The organism is Streptomyces sp. L500 (assembly GCF_054551825.1).
The window spans coordinates 83,824-101,439 of sequence record NZ_JBTOLC010000008.1 but is presented as its reverse complement, the minus strand read 5'-3'; the positions used below and the strand labels follow the sequence as shown (position 1 = coordinate 101,439).

General features: G+C 71.9%; 15 protein-coding genes and 1 tRNA gene. 9 read left to right on the top strand and 7 right to left on the bottom strand.

Going from position 1 to position 17,616, the window contains the following annotated elements; all coding sequences use genetic code 11:
* Window positions 1-25: 25 nt before the first annotated feature.
* The 5 genes from ACX9I7_RS11065 to ACX9I7_RS11045 all read right to left on the bottom strand — a co-directional run bounded on the left by ACX9I7_RS11065 (window position 26) and on the right by ACX9I7_RS11045 (window position 5,316).
* Window positions 26-457, bottom strand: a complete 432-nt coding sequence (locus ACX9I7_RS11065; RefSeq protein ID WP_189454574.1) for an MscL family protein — start codon at window positions 455-457, stop codon at window positions 26-28.
* A 448-nt stretch (window positions 458-905) separates the two neighbouring features.
* A complete protein-coding gene (locus ACX9I7_RS11060) occupies window positions 906-1,787 on the bottom strand; it encodes an S-methyl-5'-thioadenosine phosphorylase (protein ID WP_387568808.1) in 882 nt (293 codons plus the stop codon).
* A 100-nt stretch (window positions 1,788-1,887) separates the two neighbouring features.
* Window positions 1,888-2,196: an FmdB family zinc ribbon protein gene (locus ACX9I7_RS11055; protein WP_459387184.1), complete on the bottom strand. Its 309-nt coding sequence runs from the start codon at window positions 2,194-2,196 to the stop codon at window positions 1,888-1,890.
* Between the two features lie 66 nt (window positions 2,197-2,262).
* Complete coding sequence (locus ACX9I7_RS11050; RefSeq protein ID WP_387568803.1) at window positions 2,263-3,543, bottom strand: MFS transporter; 1,281 nt, start codon at window positions 3,541-3,543, stop codon at window positions 2,263-2,265.
* A gap of 261 nt (window positions 3,544-3,804) precedes the next feature.
* Window positions 3,805-5,316, bottom strand: coding sequence for a potassium/proton antiporter (locus tag ACX9I7_RS11045; RefSeq protein WP_387568800.1), 1,512 nt, complete (start codon window positions 5,314-5,316; stop codon window positions 3,805-3,807).
* A gap of 340 nt (window positions 5,317-5,656) precedes the next feature.
* On the opposite strand from ACX9I7_RS11045, the gene ACX9I7_RS11040 reads away from it, so the two are divergent.
* Complete coding sequence (locus ACX9I7_RS11040; RefSeq protein ID WP_459387183.1) at window positions 5,657-8,605, top strand: penicillin acylase family protein; 2,949 nt, start codon at window positions 5,657-5,659, stop codon at window positions 8,603-8,605.
* Between the two features lie 124 nt (window positions 8,606-8,729).
* On the opposite strand, the gene ACX9I7_RS11035 is transcribed toward ACX9I7_RS11040, so the two are convergent.
* A complete protein-coding gene (locus ACX9I7_RS11035) occupies window positions 8,730-9,332 on the bottom strand; it encodes a 5-formyltetrahydrofolate cyclo-ligase (RefSeq protein WP_387568795.1) in 603 nt (200 codons plus the stop codon).
* An 80-nt stretch (window positions 9,333-9,412) separates the two neighbouring features.
* Between ACX9I7_RS11035 and galU the strand changes: the two genes are divergently transcribed.
* From galU to ACX9I7_RS10995, 8 genes are all read left to right on the top strand, one after another.
* Window positions 9,413-10,315: a UTP--glucose-1-phosphate uridylyltransferase GalU gene (gene galU, locus ACX9I7_RS11030; RefSeq protein WP_189454562.1), complete on the top strand. Its 903-nt coding sequence runs from the start codon at window positions 9,413-9,415 to the stop codon at window positions 10,313-10,315.
* Window positions 10,296-11,645: a molybdotransferase-like divisome protein Glp gene (glp, locus tag ACX9I7_RS11025; RefSeq protein ID WP_459387182.1), complete on the top strand. Its 1,350-nt coding sequence runs from the start codon at window positions 10,296-10,298 to the stop codon at window positions 11,643-11,645. The genes galU and glp overlap by 20 nt, the downstream gene beginning before the upstream one ends.
* A 54-nt stretch (window positions 11,646-11,699) precedes the next feature.
* A complete protein-coding gene (gene moaC / locus ACX9I7_RS11020; protein WP_189454558.1) occupies window positions 11,700-12,194 on the top strand; it encodes a cyclic pyranopterin monophosphate synthase MoaC in 495 nt (164 codons plus the stop codon).
* On the top strand, window positions 12,191-12,709 hold the full coding sequence (locus tag ACX9I7_RS11015; RefSeq protein ID WP_387568789.1) for a MogA/MoaB family molybdenum cofactor biosynthesis protein: 519 nt from the start codon (window positions 12,191-12,193) through the stop codon (window positions 12,707-12,709). Before moaC ends, ACX9I7_RS11015 begins: the two co-directional genes overlap by 4 nt.
* Complete coding sequence (locus ACX9I7_RS11010) at window positions 12,706-13,356, top strand: GNAT family N-acetyltransferase (protein ID WP_459387181.1); 651 nt, start codon at window positions 12,706-12,708, stop codon at window positions 13,354-13,356. The genes ACX9I7_RS11015 and ACX9I7_RS11010 overlap by 4 nt, the downstream gene beginning before the upstream one ends.
* 146 nt (window positions 13,357-13,502) lie before the next feature.
* Window positions 13,503-14,618, top strand: a complete 1,116-nt coding sequence (gene sepX / locus ACX9I7_RS11005) for a divisome protein SepX/GlpR (protein ID WP_459387180.1) — start codon at window positions 13,503-13,505, stop codon at window positions 14,616-14,618.
* Window positions 14,619-14,711: 93 nt separating this feature from the next.
* Window positions 14,712-14,785: transfer RNA gene (locus tag ACX9I7_RS11000), tRNA-Ala, on the top strand.
* A 322-nt stretch (window positions 14,786-15,107) separates the two neighbouring features.
* Window positions 15,108-16,727, top strand: coding sequence for an FAD-binding oxidoreductase (locus ACX9I7_RS10995; RefSeq protein ID WP_459387179.1), 1,620 nt, complete (start codon window positions 15,108-15,110; stop codon window positions 16,725-16,727).
* A gap of 68 nt (window positions 16,728-16,795) precedes the next feature.
* Here ACX9I7_RS10995 and ACX9I7_RS10990 read toward each other — a convergent pair whose 3' ends face one another.
* A complete protein-coding gene (locus ACX9I7_RS10990) occupies window positions 16,796-17,563 on the bottom strand; it encodes an SDR family oxidoreductase (RefSeq protein WP_387568779.1) in 768 nt (255 codons plus the stop codon).
* Between the last annotated feature and the right edge of the window lie 53 nt (window positions 17,564-17,616).

The following is a 17,616-nucleotide window of genomic DNA, read 5'->3' as shown; positions in this document are numbered from 1 at the left end:
GCCGCCCAGCGGGCCTGACCCGCTACTAGCGTTGGGCCGGGACCGAGTCCGTGCCCGGGCCTCGGCGCTGTTCGATCAAGGTGTCGCGGATCTGGGCCAGCAGCTCGATCTCGGTGGGCTCGTCCGGCTTGGTCTCCGCCGGGGTCCTGGCGGCCTGGCGGTCCTGCCAGCGCTTCATGGGCAGCAGCATCAGGAAGTAGACCACCGCCGCCGTGATCAGGAACGTCAGCGTGGCGCTGAGTACCGAGCCCCACTGGATGTAGACGCCCTTGGTGACCTCGCCCGCGGCGTTACGGGTGCAGGGGCCCTTGATGCAGGACGCGTAGCGTTCGAGGTCCTTGGTGCCGAAGGCACCCACGACGGGGTTGATGACGCCCTTCACCACAGAGTTCACGATGTTGGTGAACGCCGCTCCGATGACGACGGCGACCGCGAGGTCGATCACGTTGCCCCGCATCAGGAAGGCCTTGAAACCCCCGAGGACTCCTGTTTTCTTATCGTTCCCGGAGCTCACCGAACAACCTCTCTCTGTACGTACCTATGCCGGAATGGCCGATTCCATAACATACGAGAGAGTCTGGCTGGTCTGTCCAATCCGCAAACCCGCGCCCGGGTGCGTCGGCGCCGTCCGCGCCGCCCCACACGCACCGGCGCGAACATCGGCACCCTGCGCCCCGGCGGGGTCCAGGGCGCGGGGAGGGAGCGGGAAACAGGGGCCAAGGGGCGAGGAGCGGGTGCTGCGGACATGGGAACACCGCCTGACGGGGGAGGGAGGAAGGGGCGCCGACTGACGGTCCCTACGATCCCCGTTCCGCGCCGATCCCGCTGAGGGCTGTGGACTACTCGCCGGTTGTGGACAACTTCGTCACCCCCCCCGGAGAGCCCCCGCCCTCGCCCCCTCCCCCCTACGGCAGCTCGATCCCCAGGTCCCATCCATCGTGCGCCCGCGTGCACAGGCAGTCCCGGTCCGCCGTCTTCGGCAGCGCGCCCACCGCGTCGAACAGCACCTCGCGCAGCCGGTCCACGTTCTCGCCGAAGACCCGCAGCACCTCCTCGTGGGAGACGCCCTCACCGGCCTCCGCGCCCGCGTCCAGGTCCGTGACCAGCGCCATCGACGTGTAGCAGAGCCCCAGCTCACGGGCGAGGACCGCCTCCGGGTGACCGGTCATGCCGACCACCGACCAGCCCTGCGCCGCGTGCCAGCGCGATTCGGCCCGGGTGGAGAAGCGCGGCCCCTCGATCACGACCATCGTCCCGCCGTCCACCGGCTCCCAGCCGCGCCCGCGCGCCGCCCCGAGGGCCACCGAGCGCCCGGCGGGGCAGTAGGGGTCGGCGAAGGTCATGTGGACCACGTTGGGCACCGAGCCGTCGGGCAGCGGCTCCCCGTCGAAGAACGTCTGGGCGCGGGACTTCGTACGGTCCACGAGCTGGTCCGGCACGAGCAGGGTGCCCGGCCCGTAGTCCGGCCGCAGGCCGCCCGTCGCGCACGGGCCCAGGACCTGCCGGACGCCCACCGAGCGCAGGGCCCAGAGGTTGGCCCGGTAGTTGATGCGGTGCGGGGGAGTGCGGTGCTCGCGGCCGTGACGGGGCAGGAAGGCCACCTTCCGGCCCGCCAGCTCGCCGAGGAACAGCGAGTCGCTCGGCGCCCCGTAGGGCGTCTCCACCGTGATCTCGGTCACGTCGTCGAGGAAGGAGTAGAACCCCGATCCCCCGATGACCCCTATCTCCGCCGTGTTCGTCGTTCCCGCAGTGTTCGCGGTCGTCGCTGCGCTGCTGGTCTCGGCCATGCGCTCACCCTAACCGCCCCGTCCCCGCACGCCACGGAGCCCGCCGTCCCCGGGAGAGGGGCGACGGGCTCCGTGGAGAAGCTGTGTACGGGCGCGCGCGTCAGGCGGCCGAGCTGCTGCTGGTCGTGCTCGACGAGCTCGACGTCGTGGAGGACGACGAGGACGAAGACGAGGACGACGACGTGGAGGAAGAAGACGTCGGCTTCGACGCCGGGGTGCTGCTGGACGACGCGCCACGGCTGTCGTTCCGGTAGAAGCCCGAGCCCTTGAAGACGATGCCGACCGCCGAGAACACCTTCTTGAGGCGTCCGTCGCACTGCGGGCACACGGTCAGGGCGTCATCGGTGAACTTCTGCACCGCTTCGAGGCCCTCGCCGCACGCGGTGCACTGGTACTGGTAAGTCGGCACTTGTTCCTCCTGGCACTCTCACTCAATGAGTGCTAACGACGCTCAATAGTGCAGTATTCCGGCTCGTCAGTCCACCGAAACGGGCTCACGGTGACCGACCCCACGTGCCGCGACGACCGACTCGCCCTTCGGCGTCAGCGCCTTGCGCAGCCCCAGCAGGACCACCAGCGCCAGCGCCGTGCCGCCCAGCGGCACCAGGAAACCGGTGCTCGCGCCGTGGGCGTCGATCAGCCGGCCGCCCACGGTGGCGCCGGCCGCCTGGCCCAGGCCGACCGCGCCGGTCAGCCAGGTGAATGCCTCCGTCCGGGCGCTCGCCGGGACCAGCTTCTCGACCAGCGTGTAGCCGGTGATCAGCGAGGGCGCGATGCACAGGCCCACGAGCAGGCCCGCGGCGCCCAGCAGCGGCAGCGCGTGCGCGGCCCACAGCGGGGTGGTGGCCAGGACCAGCAGCGGGTAGGCGGTCAGCAGCCGGCGCTGGGCGCTGGACTTCCAGGCGACGGCGCCGCAGACGATGCCCGCGATCATGTTTCCGGCCGCGAACGTGCCGTACATCAGACCGTTGAGGCCGGGCTCGCCGAGCTCCTTGGTGAAGGCGGTCATCGAGACCTGCATGCCGCCGAAGACCGTGCCGATGCCGAGCATGGTGATCGCCAGCACCCGGACACCCGGTACGGAGAGCGCGGAGACGCTCTCGGTGCCGCCGTCGGCGGCCGTGCGGCCCGCCGGGACGGGCTGCGTACGCCGCTGGGCGGCGAAGACCAGGCCGCCGATCAGCGTCAGGGCCGCCTCGGCGATCAGGCCGGCCGCCGGGTGGACACCGGTGCACAGCGCGGTGGCCAGCACCGGGCCGATCACGAACGTGAACTCGTCGGTGACCGACTCGAAGGCCGCGGCCGTCGGCATCAGCGGCGAGCCGTCCAGCTTGGCCGCCCAGCGGGCCCGGACCATCGGGCCGATCTGCGGGGTCGACGCGCCCGCCGGCACGGCCGCCGCGAGCAGCGCCCACAGGGGCGCGTGCGAGAGCGCGAGCGCCGTCAGCAGGGAGATCGCGGCGGCGTGGACGACGACGCCGGGCATGAGCACGGCGGCCTGTCCGAAGCGGTCCGCGAGCTTGCCGCTCAGCGGGGCGAACAGGGCCATGGCCACGCCCGCCGTCGCCGAGACGGTGCCCGCGGTGCCGTAGGAGCCGGTGGTGTCGTTGACCAGCAGCAGGATGCCGATCGTCAGCATCGCGAACGGCTGGCGCGCCAGGAACCCGGGGAGCAGGAACGACAGCGCGCCGCGCGTGCGCAGCAGGCTGCCGTACCCGGCGCGGGCCCCGTCGGTGTCATTGACCGTGGCTGCCACGGTCCGGCCTTTCCGCCGCCTGGTAGCACGCTCCGGACGAACGGGAAAAACGTCGCACGGAGCGCGCCGAGAGCTGTCCTCTCGCGCAGGACCGTGGTAGATACCGATCCGGCCGCCTCATGCGGCCACGGCCGCCGTGCGGTCGCGCCAGCTCTGCGTCAGGCAGAGTTGGTTCGATGTTTTCGGGTCTGCACGCGTGACGTGTGAGGCCCATCAGGGACTCCCGGGGACTCCCGGTACGCACGCGAATAGTCGAATATCTTACTTAACCAACCTCTTCTTCACCAGACCCTTCTTTGCTCGCCGCTTTGCCCCCGCACTTTCCGGGGGTGTGGGGGCCGCGCCCAGCCAGCCGGCCAGCTTGCCGCCCTCGCCGACCGCGCGCAGTCGTCGCTCGGTCGCGTCGCGCACCGGGTCGGTGGCCACCACCAGCAGCTCGTCGCCGTGGCGCAGGACGGTCGCGGGGCCCGGCACGAAGCTCGCGCCGTCGCGGACGACCAGGGTGACGGCGGCCCCGGCGGGCAGCCGCAGCTCGCTCACCTCCACGCCATGCATCCGCGAACCGTCGGGCACGGAGACCGACAGCAGATGCCCGCGCAGCCGCTCCAGGGGCGCCGACTCGATGCCCAGGTCCCGGGCCTCCTCGCCGTCGCCCAGCTTCAGGTGCCGGGCCAGCCAGGGCAGGGTCGGGCCCTGCACCAGCGTGTAGACGATCACCAGCACGAAGACGATGTTGAAGATCCGGCGGCTGTCGGGGACCCCGGCGACCATGGGGATGGTCGCCAGCACGATGGGCACCGCGCCGCGCAGCCCCGCCCAGGACAGCAGCGCCTTCTCCTGCCAGGGCGTCCCGAAGGGCGCCGTGCTCAGGAACACGGACAGCGGGCGGGCCACCATCGTGAGCACCAGGCCCACCACCAGCGCGGGCACGATGTCGCCGCCCAGCTCGTGGGGGGTGACCAGCAGGCCGAGCAGGACGAACATGCCGATCTGGGCGATCCAGCCCAGCCCCTCGGCGAAGCCGCGGGTGGCCGGCGAGTGCGGCAGCTTGGCGTTGCCGAGGATCAGGGCGGCGAGATAGACGGCCAGGAAGCCCGAGCCGTGGGCGAGCGCGCCGGCCGCGTAGGCGGTGACGGCGATGGCCATGACGGCGATCGGGTAGAGGCCGGAGGCGGGCAGTGCCACGTGTCGCAGGCCGTAGGCGCCCGCCATGCCTATCAGCAGGCCGGCGGCGGCGCCGATGACCAGCTCCAGGGCGATCTTGCCCAGCAGCAGATACCAGTGGTCGACCGGTCCGGCGGCCGAGAAGGCCACGACGAGGATGACGACGGGGGCGTCGTTGAAGCCGGACTCGGCCTCCAGGACACCCGTGAGCCGGCCGGGCAGCGGAACGTTCCGCAGGACGGAGAAGACGGCGGCCGCGTCCGTGGAGGACACCACGGCGCCGATGATCAGTGCCTGGCGCCATTCGACGCCGGCCAGGTAGTGGGCGGCGGCGGCCGTCACACCGACGCTCACCGCGACGCCGAAGGTGGAGAGCACGGCCGCGGCGGGCAGCGCCGGCTTGATCTCGTGCCACTTCGTGCCGAGACCGCCCTCGGCGAGGATCACGACCAGCGCGGCGTAGCCGATGACCTGGGTGAGGCCGACGTCATTGAAGGAGACGCCGATGCCGTCCTGGCCGATGGCGACGCCCATGCCGAGGTAGAGGAGCAGGCTGGGCAGCCCGCTGCGCGAGGAGATCCGGACCGCCGCCACCGCGACGAGCAGCACGAGCGAGCAGATCAGCAGGAGTTCGTTGAGGTGGTGGACAGTCAGGGGCCGGTCCCTTCACGAGGTGTTCCACGGGCGTCGTCATACGGCGTCGGGGTGTTCACGATGCGGCCGAAACGTTCCTCCTGTCCTGGGGGCCCGGCGAGGGCGGGGGCAATGGGGGATGCGTCCAGAGGAAGTTAATTTCCTCATCTAATATTTTACGGGTTCTTAACGCCTCTTCGGCACGGCCGCGCCTGGCCGGATGCCGTCGGCACGGCACCGCGTCCGGGTCTCCCGCGCCCTGCGCCTATGGTTGCTTCCAGCATTCCCAGGACCATCTGCCCCTCTAAGGACAGCGATGCCCGCCAACAAGAACGGCCCCGGCAAAAAGAAGAAGGGGCGACGCGCCCGCCTGCTCGTGATCACCACCGTGCTGCTGCTCGTGGCGGGCGTCTCCTTCGGCGCGTACTGGAGCGTCAGCACCGTTCGCGCCTCCTTCCCCGAGACCGACGGAACCCTTCAGCTCAAGGGCCTGTCCGGTCAGGTGAAGGTCGTCCGCGACGACCACGGCATTCCCCAGGTCTACGCCGACTCGGCCGAGGACCTCTTCCGCGCCCAGGGCTTCGTCCAGGCGCAGGACCGCTTCTGGGAGATGGACGTCCGCCGTCATCTGACGGCCGGACGGCTCTCCGAGATGTTCGGATCCGGCCAGGTGGAGACCGACGCCTTCCTGCGCACCATGGGCTGGCGCAAGGTCGCGCAGCAGGAGTACGACACCAAGCTGTCGGCGACCACCAAGAAGTGGCTCCAGGCCTACTCCGACGGAGTCAACGCCTACCTGAAGGACCACAAGGGCAAGTCGCTGTCCGTCGAGTACGCCGCCCTCGAGTTCCAGAACGACTACAAGCCCGAGCCCTGGACCCCGGTCGACTCCGTCGCCTGGCTCAAGGCCATGGCCTGGGACCTGCGCGGCAACATGAAGGACGAGATCGACCGCTCCCTCGCGTCCTCGCGGCTGACCCCCCAGCAGATCGACGAGCTGTACCCGGCGTACCCGTACGACCGGAACAAGCCGATCGTCGAGGGCGGCGCGGTCGACGGCACCAAGACCTTCGACCCCAAGGGCGCCGTCACCGGCGGCACCCAGGCCGCCGGCGCGCAGAACCCGGCGACCGCCGGGGGCGCGGGCGCGGCGAACGGCCTGCGCGGCAGCCTGGCCTCGCTGTCGAGCTCCCTGGAGAAGATCCCGGCACTGCTCGGCCCCAGCGGCAACGGCATCGGCTCCAACTCGTGGGTGGTCTCCGGCCAGTACACGACGACCGGAAAGCCGCTGCTGGCCAACGACCCCCACCTCGCGCCGCAGATGCCCTCCCTCTGGTACCAGATGGGCCTCCACTGCAACACCACCGGCGAGCAGTGCCCGTTCGACGTGGCCGGCTACACCTTCGCGGGCATGCCCGGCGTGGTCATCGGCCACAACAAGGACATCGCCTGGGGCATGACCAACCTCGGCGCCGACGTCTCCGACCTCTACCTGGAGAAGGTCACCGCCGACAGCTACCTCTACGACGGCAAGCAGAAGCCCTTCGTCACCCGCAAGGAGACCATCAAGGTCGCGGGCGAGAAGAGCCGTGAGATCACCGTCCGCGAGACCAACAACGGACCGATCGTCTCCGACCGCAACGACGAGCTCGTCAAGGTCGGCGAGAAGGCGCCCGTGCAGGACCCGGCGCCGGACCGCGCCGAGGGCTACGCCGTCGCGCTGCGCTGGACCGCGCTGGACCCGGGCAAGACGATGGACGCCCTCTTCGCGCTGGACCAGGCGGGCGACTGGGCCGCCTTCCGCAAGGCCGCGGCCGACTTCGACGTCCCCTCGCAGAACCTGATCTACGCCGACACCAAGGGCAACATCGGCTACCAGGCCCCGGGCCGCATCCCGGTCCGCGGCAAGGCGGGCGTCGACGCGGCCAAGGGCGGCGAGACGGGCCAGGCCGGCACCACCGGCCGGAACGGCACGGGTGGCGTCAACGGCACCCCCGCGCAGGGCGGCGCCACCGGTGAGCCGAAGACCGACGTCAACGGCGACGGCAAGATCGACGCCAAGGACGGTGCCAAGCCCGGCGCGCAGCCCGCCACGCCCGACGGCCGGCTGCCCGCCCCCGGCTGGGACCCGGCCTACCAGTGGACCGACTATGTGCCGCAGTCCGCGCTGCCGTACGACTACAACCCCAAGCGCGGCTACATCGTCACCGCCAACCAGGCCGTCGCCGACAAGAGCTACCCGTACCTCCTGACGCAGGACTGGGGCTACGGCGCCCGCAGCCAGCGGATAAACGACATGATCCAGTCGAAGATCAAGGACGGCGGGAAGATCTCGACGGAGGACATGCAGAAGATGCAGATGGACAACAGCAGCGAGATCGGCAAGCTGCTGACGCCCTACCTGCTCAAGATCGACGTCAAGGGTGCCAACGAGCGCGAGACGAAGTACGTCCGCGAGGCGCAGAAGCTGCTGAAGGACTGGGACTACACCCAGGAGCCCGACTCGGCGGCCGCCGCGTACTTCAACGCGGTGTGGCGCAACACCCTCAAGCTCGCCTTCGGCAACAAGCTCCCCAAGGAGCTGCGGCTCAAGGGCCAGTGCCTGCGGGTGCGCCCGGCGAACGACTCCGGCCCGCAGGAGGACCTGGACGGCAACACCCGCCTCGTCCTCGAGTGCGGCGAGCGCGACCCCGACAACGCGCAGCCCGACGGTGGCGACCGCTGGTTCGAGGTCGTCCGCAACATCCTCGACAAGCCCGACAACGCGTGGTGGAAGACCAACGGGACGCGCGCCAACCCGGGTGCCGCCAACCGCGATCAGCTGCTGGCCAAGGCCATGATCGACGCCCGCTGGGAGCTGACGTCCAAGCTCGGCAAGGACGTCACCCAGTGGAGCTGGGGCCGGCTGCACCAGCTGAACCTGAAGAACCAGACCCTCGGCAAGGAGGGCCCCGGCATCGTCCGGTGGATGCTCAACCGGGGCCCCTGGAACCTCGCGGGCGGCGAGGCGGCGGTCAACGCCGCCGGCTGGAACGCGGCGGGCGGCTACGGGGTCGTCTGGGTGCCGTCCATGCGGATGGTCGTCAACCTCGGCGACCTCGACAAGTCGCGCTGGATCAACCTCACCGGCGCCTCCGGCCACGCCTACAACGCCCACTACTACGACCAGACGGACAAGTGGGCCAAGGGCGAGCTCCTGCCGTGGGCCTTCGGCAAGGACGCCGTCGAGAAGAGCAAGGACGCGGTGCTGACGCTCAAGCCGTGAGCCCTCCCGGCGGGGAGCCAGGTCCGGCGGTGCCGGGCGCCGGGCGCTCCGCCGGAAGCGCGGTCTCGCGGCCGCGGGTGGACTGGGGCTGGTCGCGCAGTTCCTCGCGCCCCTGACGGGGCGCTCAGCCGAAGCGGCGGACCCCGGCAGGGGTGATCACCGCGTGCACGGGGTGGTCGTGCGGTTCCTCCGGGACCCGCGCGACCACCTCGTTGTCGTAGAGGAGCACGACCCGCGCGGGATCGGCCCCCGCGCGGTCCAGCCGGGCCAGCACCCGGTCGTACGAGCCGCCGCCCCGCCCCAGCCGCAGCCCGCGCCCGTCCACGGCGAGCCCGGGCAGCAGCACGGCGTCGGCGCCGGTGACGGCCGCGGGGCCGAGCCGCTCCCCGTCGGGCTCCAGCAGGCCGCGCCCCGCCCGCACGAGGTGCTCCGGGCCCCGGTAGAGCCCCCAGTCGAGATCGTTGTCCGGCAGCAGCACCGGCAGCAGCACCCGCACCCCGCGGTCACGCAGCGTGTCCAGCAGCGCGCGGGTGCCCGGCTCCGTGCCGACGGACACGTACGCCGCCACCGTCCGCGCCTCCGCCAGCTCCGGCAGCTCCAGGGCGCGCCGGCCCAGACCGGCCTCGTGCGCACGGACGTCGTCCCTGGTCAGCCCGGCTCTCACCGCCAGGAGGGCGCGCCGCAACGCCGCCTTGTCGGGTCGGGGGACCTCTGCTGACGCACACATGGTTTCGGCATTCTCCTGTCTGGGGTCATACTCGGCGGAGTCACATCTTCCGCTCAGTCCCAACGGTTAGTGTTCGGCCCATGACTCAATCGCGCCCTCGGATCAGCAAGGCTGTCATCCCTGCCGCCGGGCTCGGAACCCGTTTTCTCCCGGCCACCAAGGCCACCCCCAAGGAGATGCTGCCGGTCGTCGACAAGCCGGCGATCCAGTACGTGGTGGAGGAAGCGGTTCACGCGGGTTTGTCGGACGTCCTGATGATCACAGGCCGTAACAAGCGGCCCCTCGAGGACCACTTCGACCGCAATTACGAGCTCGAGGAGGCGCTGCGGCGCAAGGGCGACGCCTCCCGCCTCGCGAAGGTCCAGGAGTCCAGCGATCTCGCCACCATGCACTACGTGCGCCAGGGCGACCCCCGGGGCCTGGGCCACGCCGTGCTGTGCGCCGCCCCGCACGTGGGCGACGAGCCCTTCGCCGTACTGCTCGGCGACGACCTGATCGACGCGCGCGACCCGCTGCTCTCGCGCATGGTCGACATCCAGCGCCGGCACGGCGGCAGTGTGATCGCGCTGATGGAGGTCGACCCCGCGCAGATCGGGATGTACGGCTGCGCGGCCGTCAAGCCCACCGACGTCGAGGACGTCGTCGAGGTCACCGGCCTGATCGAGAAGCCCGCCCTCGCCGAGGCGCCCAGCAACTACGCGGTGATCGGCCGCTACGTCCTCGACCCCGCCGTCTTCGACGTGCTGCGCGAGACCGAGCCCGGCCGCGGCGGCGAGATCCAGCTCACCGACGCCCTCCAGGCCCTGGCCGCCGAGCCCGGCCTCGGCGGGCCCGTGCACGGCGTCGTCTTCAAGGGCCGCCGCTACGACACCGGCGACCGAGGTGACTATCTGCGTGCCATTGTCAGACTGGCATGCGAGCGCGAGGATCTGGGACCGGACTTCCGGGCCTGGCTCCGGAGTTATGTCACCGAGGAGATGTAGCGACTTGAGCAGTGTGACGGACGACGGGTCGGCCGCCGGAGGGGACCGCGTCTGGTCCGTGGACGAGCACCTCGACGACATCCTCGGGAAGATCCGCCCGTTGGAGCCCATCGAGCTGCAACTCCTGGACGCGCAGGGCTGTGTGCTGGTGGAGGACGTCGTCGTCCCCGCCGCCCTGCCCCCCTTCGACAACAGTTCCATGGACGGCTACGCCGTCCGGACCGCCGACGTCGCGGGCGCGAGCGAGGAGTTCCCCGCCGTGCTCACCGTCGTCGGCGACATCGCGGCGGGCAGCGCCGAGCTGCCCCCCGTGGGCCCCGGCGAGGCCGTGCGGATCATGACGGGCGCCCCGCTGCCGCCCGGCGCCGAGGCCGTCGTCCCCGTCGAGTGGACCGACGGCGAGAGCGGCGAGGGCCCGGCCACGACGATGGCCCCCGCCGGGGCGGACGCCCCCGAGGACGGCGACGGCTTCGGCGAGGTCCGCGTCCACCGCCCCGTGGCCGCCCGCGCTCACATCCGCGACCGCGGCAGCGACGTCGCCGCCGGGGAGATCGCCGCCCGGGCCGGTACCGTCCTCGGCCCCGCCCAGCTCGGGCTGCTGGCCGCCATCGGCCGCGCCACCGTGACCGTCCGGCCCCGCCCCCGCGTCGTCGTGCTCTCCACCGGCAGCGAGCTCGTGCCGCCCGGCGAGCCCCTGGGCGAGGGCCGCATCCACGACTCCAACAGCTTCATGCTCACCGCCTGCGCCCGGGACGCCGGCGCCCTCGCCTACCGCGTCGGCGCCGTCGACGACGACCCCGTGGTCTTCCGCGCCACCCTGGAGGACCAGCTCGTGCGCGCCGACGCCGTCGTCACCAGCGGCGGCGTCAGCGTCGGCGCGTACGACGTGGTCAAGGAGGCCCTGACCGGGCTGACCGGCACGGAGGGGAAGGTCTCCTTCCGGCGGCTGGCCATGCAGCCCGGCAAGCCCCAGGGCTTCGGCCGCGTCGGCCCCGACCGCGTCCCCCTCTTCGCGCTGCCGGGCAACCCCGTCAGCTCGTACGTCTCCTTCGAGCTCTTCGTCCGGCCCGCGCTGCGCGCCCTGATGGGGCTCCCGCCCGCCGACCGCGAGACGGTACGGGCGGTGTGCGCGGACGGGGTGAAGTCCTCCCCGGCGGGGAAGCGGCAGTTCCTGCGCGGCCGGTACGCGGACGGCGAGGTCACGCCGGTCGGTGGGGCGGGCTCCCACCTGGTCAAGGCCCTCGCCGACGCCAACGCCCTGATCGTCGTCCCCGAGGACACCACGTCCGTGGACGCGGGCGCCGAGGTGGAGGTCGTCCTTCTCGACTGATCGGCGGCCTCGCCGGGTACGGTGGCTGCCCACAGGGACCGGACCGGGAGAACGATGAGCAGCGGCCAGGAGCACCTCACCCATCTCGACGCGACGGGCGCGGCCCGCATGGTCGACGTCTCGGCCAAGGAGGTCACCGCGCGCGCCGCCCGGGCCAGTGGCCGGGTGCTGGTCTCCCCGCGCGTCGTGGCACTGCTGCGCGGCGAGGGGCTGCCCAAGGGCGACGCCCTCGCCACCGCCAGGATCGCCGGGATCATGGGCGCCAAGCGGACGCCCGAGCTGATCCCCCTCTGCCACCCGCTCGCCCTCTCCGGGGTCACGGTCGACCTGACCGTCACCGACGAGGCCGTCGAGATCCTCGCCACGGTGCGGACGACGGACCGGACGGGGGTGGAGATGGAGGCGCTCACCGCCGTGACCACGGCCGCCCTGACGGTCGTCGACATGGTCAAGGCCGTCGACAAGGCCGCGGTGATCACCGACATCCGGGTGGAGGAGAAGACGGGCGGGAAGTCGGGCCCGTACGTCCGGCAGGAGGCCGGCGCGTGACGGCGCCCTACCGGGCCCTCGTGGTCACCGCCTCCAACCGGGCCTCGGCGGGCGTGTACGAGGACCGGGGAGGGCCCGTCCTCGCGGCCGGGCTGGCGGCCATGGGGTTCGCCGTGGACGGGCCCCGCGTGGTGCCGGACGGCGACCCGGTCGAGGCCGCGCTGCGCGAGGCGGTCGCCGCCGGGTACGACGCCGTCGTCACCACCGGCGGCACCGGGATCTCCCCCACCGACCGCACCCCCGAGGCCACCCGCCGCGTCCTGGACTACGAGGTCCCCGGCATCCCCGAGGCCATCCGGGCCGAGGGCCTGGCCAAAGTGCCCACGGCCGCGCTCTCCCGGGGCCTGGCCGGAGTGGCCGGACGGACGCTGATCGTCAACCTCCCCGGGTCGACGGGCGGCGTACGCGACGGGCTGGCCGTCCTGGAGCGGCTCCTCCGGCACGCGGTGGACCAGCTCCACGGCGGTGACCACCCCGGCGGTGACCACCCGAGAGACCCCGCGGCCGCCCTATGAACATCTGGCCGGTCGAGCTGGCGGACGGCGATGTCGCCCTGCGCCCCATAAAGCTGCGCGACCAGCGCGCCTGGCGCGAGGTCAACCGGCGCAACCGCGACTGGCTGCGCCCCTGGGAGGCCACCGTGCCCCCGCCGCCCCCCGGCGGGCCCGTCGCCCAGCGCCCCACCTACCGGCAGATGGTCCGCCATCTGAAGGCCGAGGCGCACGCCGGGCGGATGCTGCCGTTCGTGATCGAGTACCGGGGCCAGCTCGTCGGCCAGCTGACCGTGGCCGGGATCACCTGGGGCTCGATGTGCTCGGCCCACATCGGCTACTGGGTGGACGAGGCCGTCGCCGGCCGGGGCGTGATGCCCACGGCCGTGGCGCTGGTGGTCGACCACTGCTTCCGCGCGGTCGGGCTGCACCGCGTGGAGGTGTGCATCCGGCCGGAGAATCTGCCCAGCCGCCGGGTGGTGGAGAAACTGGGATTCCGCGAGGAGGGCCTGCGCCCCCGCTATCTCCACATCGACGGCGCCTGGCGCGACCACCTGGTCTACGCGCTGACAGCCGAGGAGGTCCCCGAGGGGCTGCTCATCCGCTGGCACCGCTCCCGGCCGAGGGGCGGGACGGGCGCGGGCACCGGACTCTCCCCGGAAATAAAATAAACGTTCGAATTGACCGGTCAATTGACGGTATTCGTAGGGTTCCGATCTCAACAATCACAAAAAAAGTTCGAGATATCAGCCGGATCGTGCGACACACCGCGCCAATTGGCGGAATCATCTGCGCACACCCCTCTACCGTGTGAAGGGTGAGCAGCAGCGGCCTGATCTACGCAGTCATCGTCGGGGCCTGGGCCGCCTACTTGGTGCCGATGTGGCTCCGTAGGCAGGACGAGCTCAATGAAGCCCGTCCGACGGAACGCTTCAGCACGGCCATCCGGTTGCTGTCCGGACGGGCGGGCATGGAGCGCCGTTACGCCAAGGACCTGGAGGGGCGTGCCCCCGCCGAGGCGGCGGCCCCCGGGGAAGCCGGGGAGCCGGAGCCCCGGGCGTCCGAACCGGACGCGGCGACCGAAATGGTCGACGTCCGGTCCTTCGGCGCGCCCGCGTCCGGGCGGCCGGACGCCGCGCAGGCGCCCCCGGCGGCGCCCGCGGCACCGTCGGCCCCTTCGGCGCCGTCTCCGTCACCGTCTCCGTCGCCTTCGGCCGGGGCCGCCCCGGCCGGCGCGCTGACGGCGGCCGAGCGGGCCCGGCGCTCCAAGGTGCTGGCCCGCCGTCGCCGGACCACGGTGCTGCTCTTCCTCGCCTTCACCCTGGGCGCGGTCGTCGCGGGCGTCGGCGGTCTGGAGCTGCTGTGGGTGCCGGGCGTCCCGGCCGTGCTGCTGAGCGCGTACATCTGCTACCTGCGCGTCCACGAGCGCCGTCGCTTCGCCTTCACCATGGACCAGCGCCGCGCCGAACTGGCAGCCCAGCGCCTCCGCGAGGGCCGTGCGCGCTCCCACCCCGCGCCCCCCGAGGACGGCTCCGCCGACACTGACACCGTTGTCCACCACGCGGCGCCCCCGGCGGCGGGCGGCGCGGCCGCCGCGCGCAGCGCGGGCCGGCGCGCCCTGGTCGAGCAGACGGACCACGCCGAGTGGGTCGACCAGCAGCGCGACCGGGACCCGGGCGAGGGCTGGGAGCCCGTGCCCGTCCCGCTGCCCACGTACGTCTCCGCGCCGGTGGCCCCCCGGGCGACCGGCGCCGGCCCGGCGGACACCTGGAGCTCGGCGCGCTCCAGCACCGCCGAGCCGGCTGAGGACCGCCGTCCGCCCGTCGAGGACCGCCGCCCGGCCCGTCCCCGCCGCCCCCGGCGCGAGCGCGGGCACACCCCGCTGTTCGACCAGTACGCCGACGACGACCGCCCCCGCGCCGCCAACGAGTGACGCCGGCGGGCCGCCCCCTCGCTGACCAGCGGAGGCGAGGGGAGCGGATTTCCGAACAGCGCGGTGGGGGTGCTAGAGTTTCACTCGTTGCAAGGGCCTGTGGCGCAGTCCGGTAGCGCACCTCGTTCGCATCGAGGGGGTCAGGGGTTCAAATCCCCTCAGGTCCACAACAGAAGGTTCCCGAACCGGAATGGGAGCCAGCGGAAATCCCGTCCGATCGTCAGATCGGGCGGGATTTTCTGCGTTGTCCGGAGGATGCCGTCGCATCCCCGTGGCGAGGACCTCGCGGGAGACGCGGGTCACATTCATCGCCCCCCAATCCCCGAGCGCGTGCCCTGACTTCGGCGTCTTCGTGCATCCCGGTCAAAGTAACCGAAGGCGGACCTTCCGGTGACTCGGCATAGATCACCCGATGCCGGTGCATCCCCTACATTCCCAGCAGATCGTGTGTTTTCCACTTTCCCAGGGAACTGATGGAGGTATACGGCCATGACAGGTGTGTCCCGTAGGCGATTCGTCCAGGGCGCGGCCGTGACGGGTGGGGCGGCGGTGGTGGGGCCCGTGTGGGGCCAGACGGTCGCCGAGGCCGTGCGCATACCCGGCGGCGGTGTCGCGGAGAGCGCGGCGCTCAGTGTGACGAAGGCGGATCCGCGCTATCCGAGCCTGGTCTCGGGGGTCAATCTGCGCTGGGTGGGGACCCCCGACGCCGTGCGGGTGGTGGGGTCCGCCGACCAGGTGGTCCAGGTGGTGCAGGAGGCGGTGGACAAGGGCCAGCCGGTGGCCGTGCGCAGCGGCGGGCACTGCTACGAGGACTTCGTGACCCGGCCCGAAGTGCGCGTGGTCATCGACATGTCGGGCATGTCGGGGGTGACGTTCGACCGGGACCGGCGGGCGTTCGCCGTGGAGCCGGGGGCGACGCTGGGCACCGTCTACCGGGCGCTGTTCAAGGGCTGGGGCGTGACCCTGCCCGGTGGCACCTGCCCCACGGTGGGCACGGGCGGGCATGTGGCGGGTGGCGGCTACGGTCCGCTGGGGCGGCTGCACGGGCTGATCGTCGACCACCTGTACGCGGTCGAGGTCGTCGTGGTGGACGCGGCCGGCAAGGCGAGGAAGGTGGTGGCCACCCGGGAGCCGGACGATCCCAACCGCGATCTGTGGTGGGCCCATACGGGGGCCGGTGGCGGCAACTTCGGTGTCATCACCTGCTACTGGTTCCGCTCGCCCGGCGCGACCGGCACCGAGCCCTCGGCCCTGCTGCCCAAGCCGCCCGCCGAGCTGCTGGTCTCCGAGGTCTCCTGGTCGTGGGAGGGGATGACGGAGGCGGCGTTCACCCGCCTGCTGAAGAACTTCAGCCAGTGGCACGAGAAGAACTCGGCGCCGGGCACCCCGTACGCGGCGCTGTTCAGCCATCTGACGCCGCAGCACCGCTCGGCCGGGTCGTTCGCGATGAACACCCAGATCGACGCCTCTGTCCCGGACGCGGACAAGCTGCTCGACGCCTTCCTGGCCGCGGTCAACGAGGGCACCGGGCTGACGTACCGGGTCGGCGACCGCAAGCGGGTGCCGTGGCTGTACGCCGTGACGCAGTGGGCCGGCTGGGTGGGCGGGACGACGGCCCGCTGGAAGGCCAAGTCGGCCTATCTGCGCAAGGCGTTCCCCGACGCGCAGGTCAAGGCGTTCTACAAGCACCTGACGCGCACCGACTACGACAACCCGGGCGGCCTGGTCGTCCTGTCCAGCTACGGCGGCCGCATCAACCAGGTGGCCGCGGGCGACACCGCCGTCGCGCAGCGGGACTCGATCGTCAAGCTGCTCTACGTGAGCCTCTGGAACGAGGCGTCGGAGGACGCCAAGCACCTCGCCTGGATCCGGGAGTTCTACCGCGACGTCTACGCGGCGACGGGCGGTGTGCCGCGGCCGGGCGGGGTGGACGACGGCGCGTTCATCAACTACGTGGACGCCGACATGGCCGACCCGGCGATCAACGACTCGGGCGTGCCGTGGCACCAGCTGTACTTCAAGGACAACTACAGCCGGCTGCAGGCGGTCAAGGCCAAGTGGGACCCGAGGAACCACTTCACCCACTCCATGGCGATCCGCAAGCCCTGACGCACGGCCCGTAGGGGCGCCCGTGAAGACGGGCGCCCCTACGGGGGTGGGGTCCGGTGAGGGACGGCTCACATGCCGATCCCGCAGCCGCCGGTGGCGTCGATGATCTGGCCGGTGATCCAGCCCGCCTCGGCGGAGGAGAGGAAGGCGACGATCCCGGAGACGTCGCCGGTCTGGCCGACGCGGTCGAAGACCGAGAAGCCGGCGATGACCTTCCGGGTCTCCGGGTCGGCCAGGTAGGGGGCGAGGTCGGTCTCGATGATGCCCGGGGTCACCGCGTTGACGGTGATGTTCCGGGAGCCGAGCGCCTGGGCCAGGGTGAGCGTGAGGGTGTTCAGGGCGCCCTTGGCCGCCGCGTAGGCCGTCATGGGCGGGTAGGCGACACGGGTGACGCCGGAGGAGATGTTGACGATCCGGCCGCCGTCCCGCAGCCGCTCCAGGCCGAGCTTGGTGATGAAGAACGGCGCCTTGGCGTTCACCGCGAAGACCCGGTCGTAGCCCTCCTCGTCGACGTCGGCGATGCCGCCCTCGACGAGGATCCCCGCGTTGTTGACCAGGATGTCCAGGCCCGGCCGGTCGGAGAACTCCCCGACGCGCTCGTCGAAGGCCGCCCACAGGGCCTCGGCGTCGCCGGGCTCGCCGAGGACCGCGCCGAGCGGGAACGCCCGGCCGCCGGCCTCCTCGATGGCGGCCACGGTCTCCTTGGCGGCGGCCTCGTTCGAGCCGTAGTGGACGGCGACGAGCGCCCCGTCCGCCGCCAGGCGTTCGGCGACGGCGCGCCCGATGCCCCGGCTGGCTCCGGTCACCAGTGCCGTCTTGCCGCTGAGCCCACTCATGTGTCCTTCTCTCTTCCGTCGTTCGTTCGGTACGGGGGGTGGTGCGTGGGGGC

Bases quoted from the DNA above. Each gene is read 5' to 3' on its own strand.
- ACX9I7_RS11065 (WP_189454574.1), bottom strand. From the start codon at position 457: ATGCGGGGCAACGTGATCGACCTCGCGGTCGCCGTCGTCATCGGAGCG.
- ACX9I7_RS11060 (WP_387568808.1), bottom strand. From the start codon at position 1,787: ATGGCCGAGACCAGCAGCGCAGCGACGACCGCGAACACTGCGGGAACG.
- ACX9I7_RS11040 (WP_459387183.1), top strand. From the start codon at position 5,657: ATGCCCGCCAACAAGAACGGCCCCGGCAAAAAGAAGAAGGGGCGACGC.
- ACX9I7_RS11035 (WP_387568795.1), bottom strand. From the start codon at position 9,332: ATGTGTGCGTCAGCAGAGGTCCCCCGACCCGACAAGGCGGCGTTGCGG.
- galU (WP_189454562.1), top strand. From the start codon at position 9,413: ATGACTCAATCGCGCCCTCGGATCAGCAAGGCTGTCATCCCTGCCGCC.
- glp (WP_459387182.1), top strand. From the start codon at position 10,296: ATGTCACCGAGGAGATGTAGCGACTTGAGCAGTGTGACGGACGACGGG.
- moaC (WP_189454558.1), top strand. From the start codon at position 11,700: ATGAGCAGCGGCCAGGAGCACCTCACCCATCTCGACGCGACGGGCGCG.
- ACX9I7_RS11010 (WP_459387181.1), top strand. From the start codon at position 12,706: ATGAACATCTGGCCGGTCGAGCTGGCGGACGGCGATGTCGCCCTGCGC.
- ACX9I7_RS10995 (WP_459387179.1), top strand. From the start codon at position 15,108: ATGACAGGTGTGTCCCGTAGGCGATTCGTCCAGGGCGCGGCCGTGACG.
- ACX9I7_RS10990 (WP_387568779.1), bottom strand. From the start codon at position 17,563: ATGAGTGGGCTCAGCGGCAAGACGGCACTGGTGACCGGAGCCAGCCGG.